The organism is Arthrobacter sp. 135MFCol5.1 (assembly GCF_000374865.1).
GTDB lineage: Bacteria > Actinomycetota > Actinomycetes > Actinomycetales > Micrococcaceae > Arthrobacter.
On sequence record NZ_KB895462.1, the window covers coordinates 33,082 to 54,319 of the forward strand.

Genomic DNA, 21,238 nt, shown 5'->3' on the forward strand with positions numbered 1-21,238 from the left:
TCCGCCCCTAGCGGTTCCTGCCGCCGGCCGCCGCCGCGGGCCGCGTTGCCTGGCCCGGGGGCGCCTGCGGAACGGGCAGGCGCGAGAGGATTCCCTGCAGGACGCTGTGCGGGTTTTCGCCAGCGCCGGCAGCCTTGCGCTCGACGATGATCCGGTGTGCCAGCACGGCCTCGGCGACGCCTGCGACATCGTCCGGCAGGACAAAATCCCTTCCGTCCAACGCAGCCGTGGCTTTGGCCGCACGCAGCAGCTGGAGCATGGAACGGGGGCTCGCCCCCAAGCGGAGCAGCGGACTTTCCCGGGTGGCGCGGCCCAGTGACACCGTGTATTCCTTCACGGCTTCGGACACGAAGACCTGCTGGACGGTGGTGGTCATCGCCGCCACGTCAGATGCCGTCACCACCGGGCTGACGGCGGCCAGCGGCGATACCGCCTGGTGGGTCTCAAGCATTTCGATCTCGGCTTCCTTGTCCGGATAGCCCATGGAGATCCTGGCCATGAAGCGGTCCCGCTGGGCCTCGGGCAGGGGGTACGTCCCTTCCATCTCGATGGGATTCTGGGTGGCCACCACCATGAAGGGTTCATCAAGCTTGTACGTGTTGCCGTCCACCGTCACCTGGTGCTCCTCCATGCATTCCAGCAGGGCGGACTGGGTCTTGGCGGAGGCGCGGTTGATTTCATCGCCGATCACGATGTTCGCGAACACGGCGCCGGGCCGGAATTCAAAGAGCCGGGAGGCCTGGTTGTAAATGGACACCCCGGTGACGTCCGAGGGCAGCAGGTCGGGGGTGAACTGGATGCGGTTGACGGTGCAGTCGATGGTCCGGGCGAGCGTCTTGGCGAGGAGGGTTTTTCCGACGCCGGGCACGTCCTCAAGCAGCAGGTGGCCCTGTGCGAGCAGGACAGTCAGCGCCAGCTTGGCGGCATCCGATTTGCCGTCGATTACCGTGTTGACGGTGGTAAGGATGCGTTGGGCCGCTTCATGGAACGACTCCGGGTCCATGGCGGCGGCCCGGTGCCCGTTCAGCCGGCTGACGGCATCCGCGACGCCGGCCAGGTTGAGGTTCGGTGCGCTCCCATTGTTGGCAGTGCGTCGGTGGGGTTCCATCGGCAACCTTTCAGCCCGGGTTTCACCTGGACGGGACAGCAAGCCTGCCTTCGCCCGTCGGTGGGCGTGCGCGTGTGTTCGTTCCAGACTACTAACACAACTGCCGTGCCTGACAGAGAGTTCCGGCAAATATGCCACCGCTTTCGGCGGATAGGCTGGGTGGATGTGCAATCCGCTGACTCCCGCCGCCTATCGGGCACCTGACACAGGCCCCTTGGACCCGGAAGCTCCGCCCCGCAAGCAGTATCCGCCCGCGCCTGAACCGTTGCCTGTACCCGTGATGGACAACCACACCCACCTGGACTTTCCTGATGGAACGGCGCCGGTGGGAATCAAGGCCGCGCTTGATGCCGCAGCGGCCGTGGGGGTCCAGGGAGCGGTCCAGGTGGGCTGCGACCTGGCGTCGTCGCGGTTCACGGTGGAAGCCGTGGACCAGGACCACCGTCTCCTGGGCGCCGTGGCCCTCCATCCCAACGATGCTCCGCACTATGCCGCCAGGGGCGAACTTGAGGCGGCCCTGGCAGAGATCGAACGCCTCGCGGCGCATCCGCGGATCCGCGCGATCGGCGAGACGGGGCTGGACTTCTACCGCACGGAAGGCGAAGGACTGCGCCACCAGGAGCACTCGTTCCGGCGCCACATCGACATCGCCAAGCGCCTGGACCTCACCCTCCAGATCCACGACCGGGACGCACACGGCGACGTGGTGCGGGTGCTGAGGGAGGAAGGCGCCCCGGGGAGGGTGGTGTTCCACTGCTTCTCCGGCGACGAGGAGCTTGCCAGGACCTGCAACGACCAGGGCTGGTGGATGTCCTTCGCCGGGACCCTGACCTTCAAGAACGCCGCGAATCTTCGGGCCGCGCTCGCCGTCGCCGACCGCCAACTCATCATGGTGGAAACAGATGCGCCGTTCCTGACCCCGCATCCGCACCGGGGGCGGCCAAATGCCAGCTACATGGTCCCGTACACGGTCCGGGCCATGGCAGAATTGACAGGCTCCGACCTCGCCGGGCTGTGCAACACCATCAGTGAAAATACCGTGCGGGCATACGGATCCTGGACCTGAAATCCCACCCCGTCCCGTGATCCTGGGCAATACCTGGTATGCAAAAATGTTGGTCGCTTTATAACGCTACGGTTACAGTGGACAACTATTAGCCGGGGTCGGGGAAGGCCAACGGATAATTTCGCTCCATTCGCAGCCGCTCCGGGCACGTCAGTTCCCGGCCATGCCGCTGCGCGGAGTGTGGCGGTGCATCGATGCCCGGACGGTCTATTTGAGGTTGTTCCGGGCATTCCCTTGCGCGATTCCCCGTGCCCGGATGGACCTAGAGTTACGGGCAATCGTGATCAAGTTCTTCACAACGGACGGCAAGTTCAGCTATATCAAGGTTGGCGCCCAACTTCTGGTGCTCTGCGGCCTCGTCGCGGGCCTCGTGGCTTTCGTGGGCAATAACAAAACAATCACGCTCAACGTGGACGGCAAAGCCTCGTCCGTGCAGTCCTTTGGTGGAACAGTGGCGCAGGTGGTCAAGAGTGCCAACCTGGACCTCAAGCCCGGCGACCGCGTATCGCCGTCCTTGGATTCATCCGTGCAAAACGGCACCGTCATCAACGTCAACCAGGCCAAAGAGGTCAAGGTCAGCCTTGACGGGGCCGAAAAGACCGTCAACACCACCGCCCAGGACGTGGAAGGCCTCGTCAGCGAGCTCGGCGTTGCCAGCGCATCGGCCGTCTCGGCGCCCAAGGATGCCACGCTCGCACTGGCCGGCTCCTACGTCTCCATCTCCACACCCAAGACCGTCAGCATCGTGGCCGATGGCAAGGTGAACACCGCCACCACCACTGCCGCAACCGTAGGCAAGGTCCTTGAGGATTCCGGTGTCACCCTCGGCGCCAGCGACCGCTCCTCCCAGCCGGCCAACGCCAACGTGGTGAACAACATGGTCATCAAGGTCTCCCGGGTGGACACCAGCAAGACTGCCGTTACCAGCGAAGACGTGCCCTTCGACACGGTCACCGCCGAGAGCGCCGACATGCTCAAGGGTGACAAGCAGGTGACCCAGGCCGGGGCGGCCGGAAAGATCGAGCGCACCTTCAAGCTGGTCCTCGTTGACGGCCGGGAAGCGTCGCGCACCCTCGTGTCCGAGAACGTGGCGGTGCAGCCCGTAACCGAAAAGGTCACCGTGGGCACCAAGGCCAAGCCCGCCGTCCAGGCGGCGCCCGCGGCAGCAGCCGCCAACACCGGGGCAGCGGCGCCGGCCATGATGAACGAAGCCATGTGGGACAAGATCGCCCAGTGTGAATCCAGCGGAAACTGGAGCATCAACAGCGGCAACGGCTACTACGGCGGCCTCCAGTTCGACATCCGCACCTGGATCGGAGCTGGCGGCGGCGCGTACGCCCCGAACGCCAGCCTCGCCACCAAGGCGCAGCAAATCGACATCGCCAACCGCGTCTACGCCCAGCGCGGGCTCTCACCGTGGGGTTGCGGCTGGGCAGCCAGCAGCTGATTCAGCGGACGAACACGACGCCCACAGCGTGGCCGGGCCCGGATATCCGGGCCCGGCCACTGCCGTTAAGCCGACAGGGCGGAGCTGCCGCGCGGGATAGGATACCTAGGTGACTGAACCCATCCCTGCCGTGCCCGCACCGTTGTTCGGTGCCTCCGACATCCGCCGGCTGGCAGAGGAAATCGGGATCAGGCCGACTAAAACCTTGGGCCAGAACTTCGTTATCGACGGCAACACCATCCGGCGGATCGTCTCCGCCGCCGGAGTGGGGCCGGATGAAACCGTCCTCGAGGTAGGCCCGGGCCTCGGCTCCCTGACCTTGGGGCTGCTCGATGCGGCGGCGGCCGTTGTCGCCGTCGAAATCGACCCCGTCCTGGCCGCGAAGCTTCCGGAAACCGTCAAGGCATGGCGCCCTGCCGCCGCCAACGCGTTCCACCTGGTCAACGACGACGCCATGAAAGTCACCGAACTGCCGGTCCAACCCACCGCACTGGTGGCCAACCTGCCCTACAACGTGGCGGTTCCGGTGGTACTGCACCTGCTGCAGCATTTCCCCAGCCTGCGGCACGGGCTGGTGATGGTGCAGGACGAAGTAGCGGACCGGCTGGCCGCGGGCCCGGGGTCCAAGACCTACGGGGTGCCGTCGGTCAAGGCGGCGTGGTACAGCCAGATGCGCAAGGCAGGCGTCATCGGCATGAACGTCTTTTGGCCCGCCCCCAAAATCCACTCCGGCCTGGTGGCCTTCACCCGCCGCGAGCCGCCGGCCACCACTGCCACCCGTGAGCAAGTGTTTGCCGTGGTGGACGCCGCGTTCGCGCAGCGCCGCAAGACGCTGCGGGCAGCCCTCGCCGGCTGGGCAGGCGGAGCGCCGGAAGCGGAGCGCTGCCTCGTGGCTGCCGGCGTGGACCCCACTGCCCGTGGCGAGGTCATCGATATCCAAGCCTTCGCCAGGATCGCCGAAGCCAAGGAATCACGGTTGTGAACGCCCCGGCAGGACGCTTCGCGGCCAGGACGGTCCGGGTCAAAGCACCCGGCAAGGTCAACGTATCCCTGGCGGTGGGCCCGCTCCGCCGGGACGGCTACCACTCCGTTGCCAGCGTCTACCTCGCGGTATCCCTCTACGAGGAAGTTGCCGCCACCAGCACCGCGACGCCGGGAATCACGCTCAGCCTCAGCCCCGAAAGCACCCTGGACCTCGACGCCGTCGACATTCCCCTGGACAGCAACAACCTGGCCTACAAGGCAGCCGCCATCATGGCTGACGTCTCCGAGCACGCCACCGGCGTACACCTGGAAATCACCAAACGCGTCCCGGTCGCCGGCGGCATGGGCGGCGGGTCAGCCGACGCCGCCGCCACGCTCCTGGCCTGCGACGCCCTGTGGAACAGCGGACTTTCCCGCGAAGAATTGGCCCACCTTGCCGCGGAACTGGGCGCGGACGTGCCCTTCTCGCTGCTTGGCGGCACCGCCGTGGGCCTTGGCCTGGGCGACAAACTGTCCCCGGCCCTGGCCAAGGCCCAAACCCACTGGGTGCTGGTGGCGGCAGACTACGGACTGTCCACCCCGGAGGTGTACCGCACCCTGGACAGGCTGCGGGACGCCGAAGGCATCACCGCGGACGAGCCCACCGGCGTCGACCCGCACATTTTAACGGCCCTGCGCAGCGGCGACGCCGAATCCCTGAGCCGTGTCCTGGTCAACGACCTGCAGCGTGCCGCCATCTCCTTGGCCCCTGCATTGCGCGATACGCTGGGTATCGGCGAATCCCACGGCGCGATCGCTGGGATCGTTTCAGGTTCCGGCCCCACCGTGGCCTTGCTCGCCGACGATCCCGTGGCGGCCGAAGCACTGGCCGAGGACCTGCGGCACCAGGGACTGGCGGCCCTTCACGTGCACGGCCCCGTCCACGGCGCGCGCATCATCTCCGACACACATCTCTAGACCCCTTATATTTCGGCAGCAGAAAGCAGTTCCTTTTGGCACACCTTCTTGGCGGCGAGAACCTCACAGTTTCCTACGCGACCGGCACCGTCCTGGACGGCATCACCCTGGGCCTTGAGGAAGGCGACCGGATCGGCATGGTGGGCCGGAACGGCGACGGCAAATCCACCCTGATGCGCCTGCTGGCACTGCGTTCCACGCCCGACTCCGGCCGTGTCACCAAGCGTGGCGACGTCAACGTGGGGTACCTGGACCAAAGCGACGTGCTCGACGGCGACCTGACCGTCGGCGCCGCGATCGTGGGCGACCAGGCGGATTACGAATGGGCGCGCAACCCGCAAATCCGCGAGATCATGGGCGGGCTGGTGTCCGACGTCGACTGGCATGCCAACGTGCACGCCCTCTCCGGCGGCCAGAAGCGGCGGGTGGCCCTGGCAAAGCTCCTGATCGAGGACCACGACGTCATCATGCTCGACGAGCCCACCAACCACCTCGATGTCGAAGGAGTTGCCTGGCTTGCCCGGCACCTGAAGACCCGCTGGCGGGCCAACCAGGGCGCCTTCCTGGTGGTCACCCACGACCGCTGGTTCCTCGATGAAGTCTGCAACAAGACCTGGGAAGTGCACGACGGCATCGTGGACCCCTTCGAAGGTGGATACGCGGCGTACGTCCTGGCCCGTGCCGAGCGTGACCGGATGGCCTCCGTGGTCGAAGGCAAGCGCCAGCAGCTGGTCAAGAAGGAACTGGCCTGGCTTCGCCGCGGCGCCCCGGCCCGGACCTCGAAACCGAAGTTCCGGATCGAGGCCGCCAACGCCCTGATCGCCGATGTCCCCGAGCCCCGCGACTCCATGGCGTTGAACAAAATGGCCACTGCCCGCCAGGGCAAGGACGTCCTGGACCTGGAAAACATCTCCCTGAACTTCCGCGGCGGCGACGATGGCCGCAAGCTGTTCGACAACATCACCCTGCGCCTGGCCCCGGGAGAGCGGCTGGGGCTGGTGGGTGTCAACGGCGCCGGCAAGACCACCCTTCTGAAGCTGCTCAACGGCGAGATCACGCCCGACGCCGGGAAGCTGAAGCGGGGGAAGACCGTGGTCACCGCGGTTCTCACGCAGGAGGTCAAGGAGCTCGACGACGTCGCGGACTTGCGCGTCATCGAGGTGATCGAGCGGGAAAAGCGTTCCTTCAACGTGGGGGGCAAGGAGTTCACCGCCGGGCAACTGGTGGAGCAGCTCGGGTTCACCAACCAGAAGCAGTGGACCCCGGTCAAGGACCTCTCCGGCGGCGAACGGCGGCGGCTGCAGTTGCTGAGGCTGCTGGTGGGGGAGCCCAACGTCCTGATGCTCGACGAGCCCACAAACGACCTTGATACCGACACCCTCGCCGCCGTGGAGGACGTCCTGGACGGCTGGCCCGGCACGCTGGTGGTGGTCAGCCACGACCGCTACCTGCTCGAGCGCGTTACCGACCACCAGATGGCCCTCCTGGGCGACGGCAAGCTCCGCGGCCTGCCCGGCGGCGTGGACCAGTACCTTGAGCTGCGGGAGGCCGCCCTCGCCGGCTCCACGGTGTCCGGCGGCGGCAACCCCGTCACCAGCGCGGGCCAGGGCCCCGCGGCCCCAGCCACCGGCACAGGCCCCTCCGAGGCGGAGAAGCGGGAGGCCCGCAAGGCCCTCAACCGGATCGAACGGCAAATCAAGAAGCTCGATCAAGAGGAAAAGAAGCTTCACGACCTGATGCTGAAGACCACCGAGGCCGGCGATTTCGACAAGCTCGCGGACCAGAACAAACAGCTCAAGAACCTCACGGACGAAAAGGACGCCCTGGAAATGGAGTGGCTGGAGGCGTCGGAGCTCCTGGGGGACTGACAAAGGCGACGCGGGCAAGAGCGGAGCTGGGGGCCTTCGTGTAGTCGCGCATCGCGGCGCATCGTGGCGTGGAGGTCGCCCAGCGACCGGAACGTCACCTATGCGGCGTGTCTAAGCGACGGCGAAGGGCCCCTGCGCCGCGTAAGTGACCACGGCGAAGGCGGCCTGGGCTTACGCCTCAGACTGCAGTTCCGGCTCCTTCTTCAGGCCGGTGAGGCCGTTCCAGGCGAGGTTGACCAGGTGCGCAGCGACGGTTTGCTTGTCGGGCTGGCGGCTGTCCTGCCACCACTGGCCGGTCATGGCCACCATGCCAACCAGCATCTGGGCGTACATGGCGCCATCCTCGCCGCTGAAGCCGCGGCGCGAGAATTCGTCGGAGAGGATGTGTTCCACGCGGGCGGTGACCTGGGAGAGCAGGGTGGAGAAGGCGCCCTCGGGCTGGGACGGGGGAGCGTCGCGCATGAGGATCCGGAAGCCCTCGGTGCGCTCCTCGATGTAGGTCAGCAGGGCCAGGGCGGCGCGTTCGACGAGGACCCGGGGTTTGGCTTCCTCGGTGAGGGCGCTATTGATGGCGTCCAGCAGGATGTGGAACTCGCACTCCACCACCTGCGTGTACAACCCTTCCTTGGATCCGAAGTGCTCGTAGATGACCGGCTTGGACACGCCCGCGCTGGCGGCGATCTCCTCAATGGTGGTCCCGTCGAGCCCCCGGACGGCAAAAAGCGCCCGGCCGACGTCGATCAACTGGCTACGCCGCTGCAGGCCGGTCATCCGCATCCGCGGCAGGTTGTTGCTCACAATCCCATCATGCCCCACCGGCCACGGGCCCGATTCCGCCCGGCAGGCAGGGGAGAACCGGCCGGTGTCGCGCGGTGCCCCGAACCCATGGCAAAATAGGGACTTGTGCCCGGGCCTTGAGTCCTCCGGCACGGTCCGCTCTGGTGTAACGGCAGCACCCCGGCCTTTGGAGCCGTGGAGTATAGGTTCGAATCCTATGGGCGGAACTGCTGTGCGAGGAGCGTTCAGTAGGATGGCACCCGGTGCCGGGCGGACATGGACGCCGGACACCCCAATGCGCCAGCACAACCTAGCAAGGAGAGCCCGTACGTGATCCCCGAGAATGCCGGCCCGGCCGCTGTCATCGTTCTGGCAGCAGGCGCCGGTACCCGGATGAAGTCGCGTACACCCAAGATCCTCCACGAAATCGGCGGCCTCTCCCTGGTGGGCCACGCCCTCCGGGCGGCCCGCAGCATCAACCCGCAGCGGCTCGCCATCGTGGTGCGCCACGAACGTGACCTGGTTGCCCGGCATGTATCGGCACTGGATCCCGACGCCGTCATCGTGGACCAGGACGACGTGCCGGGCACCGGCCGCGCCGTGGAAGCCGCCCTCGAGGCACTCCACGCGGAACAAGGCCTGGCCGGTACCGTTGTGGTCACCTACGGCGACGTTCCGCTGCTCTCCGGGGAACTCCTGGGCGAACTCGTGGCCACCCACGAGCGTGACGGCAACGCGGTCACCGTCCTCACCGCCGTCCTCGACGACGCCACCGGTTACGGCCGCATCCTCCGGGGGGAGGACGGTTCCGTCACGGGCATCCGCGAGCACAAGGATTCATCCGAGGCCGAGCGGCTGATCCGCGAGGTCAACTCCGGTATCTACGCCTTCGACGCAGCCGTGCTCCGGGACGCCCTTGGCAAGGTCACCACCGACAACGCCCAGGGCGAGAAATACCTCACCGACGTCCTGTCCCTGGCGCGTGCCGCCGGCGGCCGGGTTGCCGCCGTCGTCACCGCCGACCGCTGGCAGGTGGAAGGCGCGAACGACCGCGTCCAACTGGCCGCCCTCGGCGCCGAACTGAACCGCCGCACCGTCGAGGGATGGATGCGCGCAGGCGTCACCGTGGTGGACCCGGCCACTACGTGGATCGACGCATCGGTCACCCTGGACGAGGACGTCCGGCTGCTGCCCAACACCCAACTGCACGGCGCCACCACCGTGGCCCGGGACGCCGTCGTCGGCCCCGACACCACGCTGACCGACGTCACGGTGGGCGAGGGCGCAACGGTGGTCCGCACCCACGGTTCCGGCTCGGTGATCGGGCCGCGCGCCGCCGTCGGCCCCTTCACCTACCTGCGGCCAGGCACCGTGCTCGGTGAAAAGGGCAAGATCGGTGCGTTCTACGAAACCAAGAACGTCACCATCGGCCGCGGCTCCAAGCTGTCCCACCTGGGCTACGCAGGCGACGCCGAAATCGGCGAAGACACCAACATCGGCTGTGGAAACATCACGGCAAACTACGACGGCGAGAAGAAGCACCGCACGGTGATCGGCTCGGGCGTGCGTACCGGCTCCAACACGGTCTTTGTTGCCCCGGTCACCGTGGGGGACGGTGCCTACAGCGGCGCCGGCGCGGTGATCCGCAAGGACGTACCCGCAGGCGCGCTCGCACTAAGCGTCGCTGCCCAGCGCAACGCCGAAGGCTGGGTCCCCGCGAACCGTCCGGGAACCCGCTCCGCCGAACTGGCCCAGGCGGCCACCCAGAACTCCTCCAGTACCCCGGCATCTACAGAAGAGGGCAAGTAAGAATGAGCGAAATTACGGCGCACGGCGAAAAGAAGCTGGTGCTCGCCACCGGGCGGGCCCATCCGGAGCTGGCCCGGGAAATCGCCAAGGAACTCGGCACTGACCTGCTGCCCGTCGATGCCTACGACTTCGCCAACGGCGAAATCTACGTCCGCGCCGGTGAAAGCGTCCGCGGCACCGATGCCTTCGTGATCCAGGCCCACCCGGCACCGCTGAACAACCACCTGATGGAACAGCTGATCATGATCGATTCGCTGAAGCGGGCTTCCGCCAAGCGCATCACCGTGGTTTCCCCGTTCTACCCCTATGCGCGGCAGGACAAGAAGGGCCGCGGCCGCGAGCCCATCTCCGCCCGCCTGGTGGCAGACCTCTACAAGACTGCCGGCGCGGACCGCATCATGAGCGTTGACCTGCACACCTCCCAGATCCAGGGCTTCTTCGACGGTCCGGTGGACCACTTGATGGCCATCCCGCTGCTGGCCGACTACATCCGCACCCGGGTGGACGCCGAAAACATCACCGTTGTCTCCCCTGACACCGGCCGCGTCCGCGTGGCCGAACAGTGGGCCGAACGCCTGGGCGGGGCACCCCTCGCCTTCGTGCACAAGAGCCGGGACCTCACAGTCCCCAACCAGGCTGTCTCCAAGACGGTGGTGGGCCAGATCGAGGGCCGGACCTGCGTGCTGATCGATGACATGATCGACACCGGCGGAACCATCTCCGGAGCCGTGACCGTGCTGAAGAACGCCGGGGCCAAGGACGTCATCATCGCGGCCACGCACGCCGTATTCTCCGAGCCGGCCGCCCGCCGCCTCTCCGAATCCGGTGCCCGCGAAGTGGTGGTCACCAACACCCTGCCGCTGACCGCCTCGCAGCGGTTCCCGCAGCTGACGGTGCTGTCCATCGCGCCGTTGATCGCCCGTGCCATCCGCGAAGTGTTCGACGACGGTTCGGTCACCAGCCTCTTCGACGGCAAGGCGTAGCGGCTGGTTGCCTGTCGAAACCCGGGATTGCGGTTTCGGCAGGCAACCACCGCCGCCTCACCGTTTTCAATATTCGGCTCCGGCGCTGGTAGGCTTGACCCCGATACCTTGGCGAGGGAGAGCAAAGTCTCCGTTATCGACTGGGTCTGCTTGTCCCTTGATGAGAGGGACTGCCTTCTTGAAGGGCCGCCTACCGGCCGCCCGGCGTTGAAGGTCACACCAGACCTCCGCCCTTGCTGAACACCGTTTCATCTTCAAGGAGATTTCCATGTCTGAGCAGAAGCTCGCAGCAGAACTGCGCACCGAATTCGGCAAGGGCTACGCCCGCCGCGCACGGATGGCCAACCTGATCCCGGCCGTCATCTACGGCCACGGCGCAGAGCCCATCCACGTCACCCTCCCGGCCAAGGCCACCACCCTGGCTGTCCGCACCCCCAACGCCCTGCTGTCCCTGGACATCAACGGCGAAGGCCACCTGGCCCTGGTCAAGGACATCCAGCGTGATCCCGTAAAGCAGATCATCGAGCACATCGACCTCCTGACCGTCCGCAAGGGCGAGAAGGTCACCGTCGACGTTCCCGTGCACGTTGAGGGCGAATCCGCTCCCGGCACCGTCCACAACCTGGAACTGACGGTCGTGTCCCTCGAAGCCGAGGCCACCCACCTGCCCGAGTCCGTCGTCGTGAGCATCGAAGGCCGCGGCGCCGGCGAGCACATCCACGGCTCCGACCTGGTCCTGCCCAAGGGCACCGTCCTGCTGACCGACGCCGAGGCACTGGTCGTCAACATCTCCGAGGCCGTTGAAATCGCCGAGGAAGAGGAAACCGAAGGTGCGTCCGAGGGAGCCGCCGAGGAAGCTTCCGAGGCAGCCGAAGAAGCAGCCGCAGAGTAAGCACTCCGCACTCCCTGACAGTGGCCGGACCCCGCACGGGGCCGGCCACTGTCGTGTCCGCACAGCGCCGTTCCCGCCCCAACCGCCCCCATAGGATTGATCCATGACTGATACCTGGCTGATCGTCGGCCTCGGCAACCCCGGGGCGCAGTACCAAGGCAACAGGCACAACATTGGCCAGATGGTCCTCGATGAACTCGCCTCCCGGATGGGCGCGGGCTTCAAGGCCCACAAAGCCAGGGCCCAGGTCGTGGAGGGCCGCTTGGGAATCGGGGGCCCGCGGGTAGTCCTGGCCAAACCGATGACGTACATGAACGTCTCCGGCGGGCCCGTGTCTGCCCTCGCCAACTTCTACGGGATCGCCGCCGACCACGTGGTGGCCGTCCACGATGAGATCGACATCCCCTTCAACACGGTGAAACTCAAGCTCGGCGGCGGCGAAGGCGGCCACAACGGCCTGCGCGACATTTCCAAAGCACTCGACACCAAGGACTACCTGCGCGTCCGGGTGGGAGTTGGCCGGCCGCCCGGGCGGATGGATACGGCAGACTACGTCCTGCGCGACTTCGGCACCGCGGAACGGAAGGAACTGCCCTTCCTGCTCGACGACGCAGCGGACGCCGTTGAGTCCTTGCTCCGGGAAGGACTCACTGCCACGCAGCAGAAATTCCACCCCGCCAAGTCCGGATCACGCCAAGCAGAATCGTAAAAGTTCCCTTGTGCCCTGTTTCCTTGTCAGTGGCAAGGGGTACTCTTCTTCCTATGCGGGGGAGCAATGGGGCTACATCCCGCTATTGCAGGATGTAGGGGACAAGTTCATGTCAATCGAGCCACTCAGCTGGGGACGTGGGTCAACACCTCAGGGTGATGGGCTGGCCACGGGATCCTCCGCAGTGCCGGAGGGCCGGCAATGGTCCGTGCCGGCACGAAGTGCCAACCTTGACGCCGTCCGCACAGCGTTGACAAGCGAAAACTCCTTCGGAGCGGTCATCACAGGCGCCCGCGGGGTGGGAAAGTCCTCCCTGGCCAGGGCGGCAGTCGCCGACTTGGGCCCGGACATCTGGTCGCTGCAGCTCCGGAGCGCACCCTCGGGCTCCAACACCCCGTATGGCTGCCTCTCCTTCCTCCTGGCCCGGTTGCCGCAGGCCTACATGGGTTCACCCACTGCCATCCTGCGCGGGATCACCTCCCTGATCCGCAGCGATGCGGCCGGCAGGCCCTGCATCATCACGCTGGACACCTCCGGCACTGTCGACGACATGAGCGCCGGCGTGCTGTTGAACGTGTTGCTGACCGGCACGGCAAGGATCATCGCCGTCGCCCCCAAAGCCAGTGACCTGCCGGCGGATTTCCACTGGCTCCTGACGGACCGCAAGCTCACCGAAGTCAGGCTCAGCAACCTCAACGAATTGCAGACCCGGCAGGTCCTGCTGTCCCTGCTGGGGCACCGCGTCGCATCGTCCCTGGTCACCACCTACCACCAGATGGTGGGCGGCAACCCCCTGCTGCTCAAAGCCCTGGTTACCGAGCAACAGCTTTCCGGGAACCTCGTGCTGTCCGATTCCGTCTGGACGCTCCGGGACAAGGTGGTGCTCGACGGCGCCGCGAGCCTGGATGACATCGTCAGGTCGCGCTGGACAAGGGAAACACCGGAGACCCGCGAAGTCATTGAAATGTTGTCCTGCGCCCGCCGGGTGGAACTGTCCCGGCTGACTGCCATCTATGGCGCCGACGTCGTGGCGGACATGGAGGACGCCGGGCTGCTCGAGATCGACGACTCCGAGTACCGCTGGGTGTCACTGCGGGAGAAGTACATTGGCGACGTCGTCAGGACCTGGCTGAGCATTTCCCGGCGGCGGGAGCTCCGCTCCGTGCTGCTGGGCGGCGAGGAGCCCGACCCCGCGGCCATGACCGTCGATGAACTGATGTCGTTCGCCGCGTGGACCCATGAATGCGAGGCGGAACTCAGCCCGGCACTGGCGCTTGCGGCCGCCCAGGCCGCCGTCCAGCTCTTCGACCCCCGGTTCGCGTTGACCTATGCTGAGATGATCCAGCGGACGGATGCCCTGTGGGCATCCGCGCAGCGGCAAAAGGCCGCCGCGTACCTGCAGCTGGACATGGCGGTCCAGGCCCTGGCCGCCCTTGAGGACATTACCCAACCTGAACTGGAGGCCCTCGACCTCGAAGAGTACGCCCAGGTGGTGGCCGCCAAGGCGCGGGTGATGCTCTGCCTTCCGGAACGGTCCGGCTCGGTTGGGGAGCTCTTCGCCTCCGCCCGCGAACGCCTGGCCACTGCGGGAGACCATCCGGACTGGCCTGCTCCTGCCGCGGTGGCGGCCAACCGCATTTCGCTGAGCGAATTCGAGTACCAGGCGCACGCGGGAAGGTACGCCGCCATGATTCCGGCCCTTGAGCGGGCCGTTGATCCAGCCGCCAACCCTGACACCGGCTACCGGCTCCAGTGCGCGATCATCCTGATGAGCTCCCTGGCCATGACGGGCCGGGAGATGGACGCCTTGGGCCTCGTGCGCCAGATCGGCGGCCAACTCAGCGATGCCTCGCACATTGTGGGCCTGCGTGAACGGTACACGCGGGAGGCCTACTTCGTCCTTTTGATGGCCGGCCAGTGGCGGCGCTGCATTGACCTCATGGCCCCGTTCAGCGCCGGCCAGCCCTTCCGGCTTCCTTACCGCAGCGCGGCCACGGAAATCGCTGCCGGAATAGCTTTCGCGTTTTCCGGCCGGGGCGAAGCTGCCCTGGAACCCCTGATTTCTGCCGCAGCGCAGCTGGAGCTGCAACCGGTCCAGGGTGCGCTGCGCACCGCGTACGCGGCCACGGCCCTGGCCTACGCCCAGACCGGAAACGCCGCGCTGTCACGCAAGTACCTGACGAAAGTCCAGCGGATGCCCGGCAGGTCAGGGTTTGCCGTGGAGAGCATCATCGAGTTCTGCACACTCGTGGCCGGACGGTGGCTGGGCGACTCCGACGCCGTCACCAGCCTCAAGCAGGGGGCCCGCGCGAACGCAGAAGCGGGCCGGTATGCCATGGCCGGGATCTACCTGCTGGCGGCAACGGTGAACGGCAGCGATGCCGACTTCCGCTTCCTGGAGGAGATCGCGGGCCACCGGCAAGGCCCGCTGGCCGAAGTATCCCGGCTGATCGCCGTGGGAAGCCGGACAAAGGACGCCAAGGCGCTGCTCGCCGGCGGCGAACTCGCGGCCACCCTGGAACTCGACGCCGTCGAAGCCCGCTGCATGGCACTGGCGGTGGACTTTGCGCGCCAGGACGGGGATGCCCTGTCGGCCCGGACCGCGCAGGCACGGCTGGACATCCTGGCCGCCACGGTAGCCAACCTCCCCATCGTGCCCAGCAGCGGCAGCCCGCTGTTGACCAGCCGTGAGCGGCAGATTGCACGAATGGCCGGCAGGGGTGCCTCAAACCGTGACATCGCCCTGGAAATGGGTGTCTCAGTCCGCACCGTCGAAGGCCACCTGTACCAGGTGTTCACCAAGCTGGGCGTAACTTCAAGGGGTGATCTGACTGGACTCGTCTAATGGCCACAAACCCACATCTGCCCATCGGCTCCTGACCGGACGGCGGGAGCCCGTGGACCGGATCTGCAACCTGGTGCGCAATGGCACCAGCCATGCGGTCTTCGTCATGGCAGGCCCGGGGATTGGAAAATCGGCGGTGACCGACGCCGTCACCGAACGGCTCGCCGGGCACCTGAACGTGGTGCGCATCCATGCCAGTTCCGCGCTCTCCGGGGTGCCCTTCGGGGTCCTGACCCCCTATACCGGGGAACTTACGGCTGAGGAGTCGGTCTCGCCGGTGGCCGTGTTGCGGTCAATGTGGTCCTACTTTGAAAAGCTGAAAGCCGGTAACGGCTCGGCAGTCCTGCTCGCGGTGGACGACGCACATCACCTGGACGAGGCCTCGGCAGGGGTACTGGCTGAGCTGATTTCGGCGGGCTGGGCAACCGTGCTGGCGGCCGCGCGGCCCCGGCCCGGCCTTCCGCAGCCGCTGGAGCAGCTCTGGTACGACGGCCTTGCCGAGCGCGTCGATCTTCGGCCCCTGAACCGCGAGCAGATAGAGGAAGTCCTGGCCCACGTCCTGGACGGGACCGTTCCGGCTGCCACGGTGGATGCCATGTGGAGCGCTTCGAGCGGAAATCCACGGATCCTTGACGCCTTGTTGCATGACTCCGCGGAAGCCGGGGTACTGGCCAAACGCAACGGCATCTGGATCCTGCTCGGGGACCTTCCTGCCGACGGGCCCCGGCTGGCAGCGGTGGTTGCCAAGGACCACCTGCGCCGCGGACCCGAGGAACAGGAAGCCCTGAAGCTTATTGCCCTGGCCGGCCCGGTGGGCCGCAAGGTCATCGAAGACATCAGTGGGGCAGCGGTGGTCCGGTCCCTGCTGGACCAGCAGATGATCGTGGAGACCCCCGGCGTTCCCGCGGAACTTTACCTCTGGAACGCGCTCTTCGCCGGCGCCATCAGGAACACGGTATCGGTCTCCCGGAGCCTCCAGCTCTTGGAGAAGGTCAAGGCACACCAGGACCCCGGATTGCTGCAGGGGGAAGGCCGGCTCCGTTCGGTGGAATGGGCGCTGGAGTGTGGCCTCCGGGTCGGCGACGACGAGTTGCTGGCCGCCGCCAAAGTGGCGTTGCTCGCGTACCGCAACCACAGCGCGCGGTCCATCGCGGCCAAGATCCGCAACCCCGCCTTGATCCCCTTGGCCCAGGCGGTCCAGGCCCGGGCCCTGTATAACGAGGGCTCCTACCAGGAAGCAGCAGCCCTCCTGGACGAGTGCTGGCTCCCGCTGGCCGGGGACCCGCAAGGGCCGGCAGCCCTGGTGCTCCGGGTTTCGGCACACCAGGCCAATGGCCGGCTGCTGGCAGATGTAGCGGAGGACGTGGAGCGGGCCATCGCCCAATTCGGCCAGGATGGCAGCTGGCAGGCGGAGCTTCTGCAAGTGCTGCAGCTTGGGGCCGAGGTCAACGTCCAGGCACTTGGCGAGGAAGTCGACAGGATCAGGAAACGCGGCGCAGCGGGCTCCGGGGGAGAGCCGCTGCGTGCCCTGGCTGAGGCGCTCCTGGCCCATGCCCTGGCCGCTGCAGGGCGTCCCGTCCAGGGCTTGGATGCTGCCATGATGGCGGCGTCGGAGCTTCCTCCGCTCGAAGGCAGCCTGTTCTTCTTCCCTGAGTTCGTGCTGGGACGGCTGGTCTCCAACTACCTGGCCATGGGCGAATGGGAATCGGCCGAGCGGGAACTGAACGGCTACGCGGCAGGCCACGGCGCCAGTGCGGCCATTTTCGACGGGAGCCTGAACGTACTCCGCGGCTACTCCCTGCTTCGCCAGGGCCGGATGGAGCGGGCCTACCAGGTCCTGCTGCCCGCCGTGGAAGCCCTGAGGCTCAACGATCCGTTGCAGCTGTACCGGTTCGGTACAGCGCTGGGCTATTACGTGGCGGCCCGTCTCGGGGATGCTGAACAGGCAAGACGGCTGGAACAGGATCACAAGGACGCCTTCGCCGGCGGCCCCGCACATGACCTCCTGGCCGAGGCGTACGTGGCAGCGGGGGCAGAGTACACCGCCCGTGACGGCAAGGGGCTGGCTGCGTTGCAGACGCTCATGACGACGCCGGAGGCAGCCGCAAGGGCCGGCAACCTCCTCGAAGTCCTGGCCATGTGCTGGGACCTCGGGGACCCCTCGGTGATCCCCATGGTCCAGACGGTTGCCCGCGGCGTGGAAGGCCGCTGGGCGGAGGCGCTGCTGACCCTGGCCACGGCGTGGGAAAACGCCGACGGCGACACCCTGATGGCAACGGCTGCCTCGCTGGAGGAAGCAGCCTTTGTCAACCTGGCCCGGGAGGCTTATGCCCGTGCCAGCACGGTGCTGGAACAGGCAGGCGAACGCCGCCGGTCCCGGCAGGCGGTGGCCCAACGGGAAAAGTGCGACCACGAACTCGGCGAGCGCTTCCGCGAGGGACGCTTCATCGCCGCCGCACCCGCGGTCCACCTCACCCGCCGGGAGCAGGACATCGTCGAACTTGCCGTCCAGGGACTGACCGACCGGGAGATCGCCCAGCGCCTGATGGTGTCGGTGCGCACGGTGGAAGGGCACCTGTACCGTACTTACGTCAAGCTTGGCGTCCGCAGCCGCGATGAGCTGGAGACGGCCCTGCCCAAGTAGTCCCGGCCGCCCTTCCCCGGTACCTGCCCGCGACGGCCGCCGTCGGCCGCCCCCTCGCCGTTGGTGCCCTGCGGCGCCGTTTCCACGCGCCGTACGTCACCGCGCCGCGGGTGCCCTGTGACCGCCGTTCCGCTCGCGGCGGAACCACACCCCGGCCGCAGCATGCGCCTGTGCATGGCTACCTGGCCGCGGCCCGGTAGTGCACCCCCGAGGATTCGAGTACACCCTACTCGTGTACGGGAGGGCGCTACCGGATTTACTTAAGGAGGCAAAGCAAAGCGGCAGGCTGGAAGCCGCGGAGCAGCCGATCAGGACATTGAGGCCCCCCATATTTCCGGTCCCCACGGACCGGGCACAGACGGGGCCGGCGACGTCAGAGTCTTCTGAGACCGAGACTCTCCCCCCAGCCGTCGCCGGCCCTCTGCTCCCTCGGCCGAAGCCCGGGGCAGCGGTGGCGGCAGCCCCTCCGGGCGGCCGCCACAGCCGTGTTGTGGGACAATTGGGTGTCAAACATTGGCAGCCCAAGGAGTTCGTTTTGGCCGTAGTATCAACGCCAGCCACGCTGGAACGTGCCCTGCCGGCCATGGACAACGCGGAAGTGCTGCGCATCCGCAACGACTTCCCCGTGCTGAACCAGCTGGTCAACGGCCAGCCGCTGGTCTACCTTGACTCCGGCGCCACCTCGCAGAACCCGGTCAGCGTCATCGAAGCCGAACAGGAGTTCTACGAACAGCGCAATGCTGCCGTGCACCGCGGCGCACACCATCTTGCGGTGGAGGCCACCGAAGTCTTTGAGGATGCCCGGCAAACCATCGCCGACTTCATCGGGGCCGGCTATGAAGAGACCATCTGGACCTCGAACGCCACTGAGGGGCTGAACCTCATCAGCTACGCCCTGTCCAACGCCGCCCTTTGGGCTGCCCAAGGCCGCGGCGATCGCGGCCTGCGGGAACTGGCGCTGGGGCCCGGCGACGAGATCGTGGTGACGGAGATGGAGCACCACGCCAACCTTATTCCGTGGCAGGAGCTGGCTTTCCGTACCGGGGCGACGCTCCGGCATATTCCCATCGATGACGACGGCAGCCTGCGCATGGACGCTGCGGCCTCAGTCATCGGACCCCGGACAAAGGTCCTGGCCTTCACCCATGCCTCCAACGTGCTGGGCATCATCAACCCGGTGCAGGAATTGACGGCCCTGGGCCGCGCCGCCGGCGCCCTCGTGGTCCTGGACGCCTGCCAGTCCGCCCCGCACCTGCCCTTGAACGTCAAGAAACTGGACGTGGACTTCGCGGTCCTCTCGGGCCACAAAATGCTCGCCCCCACGGGCATCGGCGTGCTGTACGGACGGCAGGAACTGCTGGACATCCTGCCGCCGTTCCTGACCGGCGGATCCATGATCACCACCGTCACCATGGAGCGGGCAGAGTACCTGCCGGCACCACAACGCTTCGAAGCCGGTACCCAGCGCATCTCCCAGGCCGTGGCATTGGCCGCCGCGGCCAACTACCTCACCGAGACCGGGCTGGACCGGATCCACGCCTGGGAGTCCGAACTCGGCCAGCGCATGGTGGTGGGCCTTGAGGCCATTCCCGGTGTCAGGGTCCTTGGCCCGGCCGCAGGCAGGGAGCGGATCGGCCTTGCCGCGTTCGACGTCGAAGGCGTCCACGCCCACGACGTCGGGCAATTCCTGGACTCCCGCGGGATCGCCGTGCGCGTCGGGCACCACTGCGCCCAGCCGTTGCACCGGCGGCTGGGACTGACCGCCACCACCCGCGCCAGCGCCTACCTGTACAACACCACCGACGACGTGGACCGCTTCCTTGAAGCCGTAGCCGGCGTCAGGGCCTACTTCCGCGCCTAGCGGAGAACACGAAGGGTGACACCATGAGCCTCGACCAGTTGTACCAGCAGATCATCCTGGACCATTCCAAGGCCCGCCACGGCAGCGGGCTGGCCGCCACCGATGCCCCGGCCGGCGCGGCAACAGGCCAGTCCCACCAGCTCAACCCGGTATGCGGAGACGAAGTCACCCTGCGGCTGGCGGTGCAGGACGGCAAGGTGGTCCAGGTGGCGTGGGACGGAGCCGGTTGCTCCATTTCCATGGCCTCGGCGTCGGTTCTCTCCGAACTCGCCGACGGCATGACCGTTGCCGAACTGCACCAGGTGATCGAGAGCTTCCGCGAGGTGCTCCGCTCACGCGGCAAGGTCCAGGCCGATCCCGAACTGCTGGGGGACGCCGCTGCCTTCGAGGGGGTTGCCCGCTACGCGGCCCGGGTCAAGTGCGCCATGATCTCCTGGGTGGCGGCGGAGGACGCGCTCAACCAGGCGGCATAACCGCAGGGAACAGAACAGCCCGGGCCTTCCTCGTTCCGGAGGAAGGCCCGGGCTGTGTCATGCCGGAGCCGTGCTGCCGCGCGGAAGGGTCAGCCCAGCAGTCCCAGGACGCCGATGACTGCGGTGGCGAGTCCCAGCACCATGGAGATGCTGACCAGCACCACGTGCACGGTCAGGAATTTGGTGGCCTTGCCGGCAGTGTCGCGGGCACGGGGATCGTTCATGACCCGGCGCAGGAACTGCGGCCAGACCACCAGCGACCAGACGCCGGCGACAATCAGGACCAGCGCAGCGAAAACGGGCAGCTCCATGTACTAGTGGCTTTCCAGCCAGGCCTGCGCCTGCGTGGCCTGCAGGTTCAAGGCCTTGGCCACCATGGGCTCGGCGGCATCGGCGATCTTGCCGCCCAGGAACGGAACGGAGGACTTCACGGCGCCCTCAAGCTCCACCCGGGTTCCACCGGCGTCGGCCACCAGCCGCTGCACGGCCGTGACATCCACCGGGGCGCCGGCGATCTTCAGCGAGATGTTGCTCTGGCGGGAGCCATCAGCGGCGGGGGCGTCCCAGTTTTCCACCTGGGTCACTTTGAGGTGCTCACCGACAAACTTGCGGGCAATCTCGGGCAGCCGGGTGGTGGGCAACGTCCGCACCGACGTGGCGCTGAACGCCCCGGCGGTGTCGCCGTCGACCTTGAAGGACTCCAGTTCGCCGCCCACCAGCCGGCTGACGTGGCGCTGGAAATCCTCGTTCACCAGCACAGCGGCAACGCTGTCAACGGAGTGCGGAAGGGTGGTGGTTGCGCTCAGCGCCATGGG

Annotated in this window: 17 protein-coding genes and 1 tRNA gene; 14 read left to right on the top strand and 4 right to left on the bottom strand. The window is 67.0% G+C overall.

The genetic code is table 11. The features are described 5' to 3' along the window. Nucleotides 1–7 precede the first annotated feature (7 nt). Nucleotides 8–1,108 (bottom strand): AAA family ATPase, encoded by a 1,101-nt coding sequence (locus tag C563_RS0115325; RefSeq protein ID WP_018762950.1) that lies wholly within the window; start codon nucleotides 1,106–1,108, stop codon nucleotides 8–10. Between the two features lie 163 nt (nucleotides 1,109–1,271). Here C563_RS0115325 and C563_RS0115330 point away from each other — a divergent pair, with 163 nt between their 5' ends. The 5 genes from C563_RS0115330 (at nucleotide 1,272) to C563_RS0115350 (ending at nucleotide 7,430) form a co-directional block, all read left to right on the top strand. After that, nucleotides 1,272–2,174: a TatD family hydrolase gene (locus C563_RS0115330; protein ID WP_026264927.1), complete on the top strand. Its 903-nt coding sequence runs from the start codon at nucleotides 1,272–1,274 to the stop codon at nucleotides 2,172–2,174. Between the two features lie 280 nt (nucleotides 2,175–2,454). After that, a complete protein-coding gene (locus C563_RS0115335; RefSeq protein WP_018762952.1) occupies nucleotides 2,455–3,621 on the top strand; it encodes a resuscitation-promoting factor in 1,167 nt (388 codons plus the stop codon). Nucleotides 3,622–3,730: 109 nt separating this feature from the next. Further along, the gene (gene rsmA, locus C563_RS0115340) at nucleotides 3,731–4,603 is read left to right on the top strand and encodes a 16S rRNA (adenine(1518)-N(6)/adenine(1519)-N(6))-dimethyltransferase RsmA (protein WP_018762953.1); all 873 of its coding nucleotides are present in this window, start codon (nucleotides 3,731–3,733) and stop codon (nucleotides 4,601–4,603) included. Then, the gene (locus tag C563_RS0115345) at nucleotides 4,600–5,562 is read left to right on the top strand and encodes a 4-(cytidine 5'-diphospho)-2-C-methyl-D-erythritol kinase (protein WP_018762954.1); all 963 of its coding nucleotides are present in this window, start codon (nucleotides 4,600–4,602) and stop codon (nucleotides 5,560–5,562) included. The genes rsmA and C563_RS0115345 overlap by 4 nt, the downstream gene beginning before the upstream one ends. Nucleotides 5,563–5,597: 35 nt before the next feature. After that, the gene (locus tag C563_RS0115350) at nucleotides 5,598–7,430 is read left to right on the top strand and encodes an ABC-F family ATP-binding cassette domain-containing protein (protein ID WP_018762955.1); all 1,833 of its coding nucleotides are present in this window, start codon (nucleotides 5,598–5,600) and stop codon (nucleotides 7,428–7,430) included. 171 nt (nucleotides 7,431–7,601) lie between these two features. On the opposite strand, the gene C563_RS0115355 is transcribed toward C563_RS0115350, so the two are convergent. Continuing rightward, on the bottom strand, nucleotides 7,602–8,228 hold the full coding sequence (locus C563_RS0115355; protein ID WP_018762956.1) for a TetR/AcrR family transcriptional regulator: 627 nt from the start codon (nucleotides 8,226–8,228) through the stop codon (nucleotides 7,602–7,604). A gap of 134 nt (nucleotides 8,229–8,362) precedes the next feature. On the opposite strand from C563_RS0115355, the gene C563_RS0115360 reads away from it, so the two are divergent. From C563_RS0115360 to sufU, 9 genes are all read left to right on the top strand, one after another. After that, a tRNA-Gln gene (locus tag C563_RS0115360) sits at nucleotides 8,363–8,434 on the top strand. Nucleotides 8,435–8,537: 103 nt separating this feature from the next. Next, nucleotides 8,538–10,016: a bifunctional UDP-N-acetylglucosamine diphosphorylase/glucosamine-1-phosphate N-acetyltransferase GlmU gene (gene glmU, locus C563_RS0115365; RefSeq protein ID WP_018762957.1), complete on the top strand. Its 1,479-nt coding sequence runs from the start codon at nucleotides 8,538–8,540 to the stop codon at nucleotides 10,014–10,016. A 2-nt stretch (nucleotides 10,017–10,018) separates the two neighbouring features. Beyond that, a complete protein-coding gene (locus tag C563_RS0115370; protein ID WP_018762958.1) occupies nucleotides 10,019–10,999 on the top strand; it encodes a ribose-phosphate diphosphokinase in 981 nt (326 codons plus the stop codon). A gap of 268 nt (nucleotides 11,000–11,267) precedes the next feature. Continuing rightward, nucleotides 11,268–11,891 (top strand): 50S ribosomal protein L25/general stress protein Ctc, encoded by a 624-nt coding sequence (locus C563_RS0115375; RefSeq protein ID WP_018762959.1) that lies wholly within the window; start codon nucleotides 11,268–11,270, stop codon nucleotides 11,889–11,891. Between the two features lie 103 nt (nucleotides 11,892–11,994). Further along, nucleotides 11,995–12,600, top strand: coding sequence for an aminoacyl-tRNA hydrolase (gene pth / locus C563_RS0115380; protein WP_018762960.1), 606 nt, complete (start codon nucleotides 11,995–11,997; stop codon nucleotides 12,598–12,600). Nucleotides 12,601–12,709: 109 nt separating this feature from the next. After that, nucleotides 12,710–15,445: a helix-turn-helix transcriptional regulator gene (locus tag C563_RS0115385; RefSeq protein ID WP_026264928.1), complete on the top strand. Its 2,736-nt coding sequence runs from the start codon at nucleotides 12,710–12,712 to the stop codon at nucleotides 15,443–15,445. A 52-nt stretch (nucleotides 15,446–15,497) separates the two neighbouring features. After that, nucleotides 15,498–18,089, top strand: a complete 2,592-nt coding sequence (locus C563_RS22940) for a LuxR family transcriptional regulator (RefSeq protein ID WP_018762962.1) — start codon at nucleotides 15,498–15,500, stop codon at nucleotides 18,087–18,089. Nucleotides 18,090–18,624: 535 nt separating this feature from the next. Further along, entirely contained in the window at nucleotides 18,625–19,950 is a 1,326-nt protein-coding gene (locus C563_RS0115395) for a SufS family cysteine desulfurase (RefSeq protein WP_018762963.1), read from the top strand. A 23-nt stretch (nucleotides 19,951–19,973) separates the two neighbouring features. Continuing rightward, entirely contained in the window at nucleotides 19,974–20,423 is a 450-nt protein-coding gene (gene sufU / locus C563_RS0115400; RefSeq protein WP_018762964.1) for a Fe-S cluster assembly sulfur transfer protein SufU, read from the top strand. Between the two features lie 89 nt (nucleotides 20,424–20,512). Here sufU and C563_RS0115405 read toward each other — a convergent pair whose 3' ends face one another. After that, a complete protein-coding gene (locus tag C563_RS0115405; RefSeq protein ID WP_018762965.1) occupies nucleotides 20,513–20,734 on the bottom strand; it encodes an SCO4848 family membrane protein in 222 nt (73 codons plus the stop codon). Nucleotides 20,735–20,737: 3 nt separating this feature from the next. Further along, on the bottom strand, nucleotides 20,738–21,235 hold the full coding sequence (locus C563_RS0115410; RefSeq protein WP_018762966.1) for a DUF2505 domain-containing protein: 498 nt from the start codon (nucleotides 21,233–21,235) through the stop codon (nucleotides 20,738–20,740). Nucleotides 21,236–21,238: the final 3 nt, after the last annotated feature.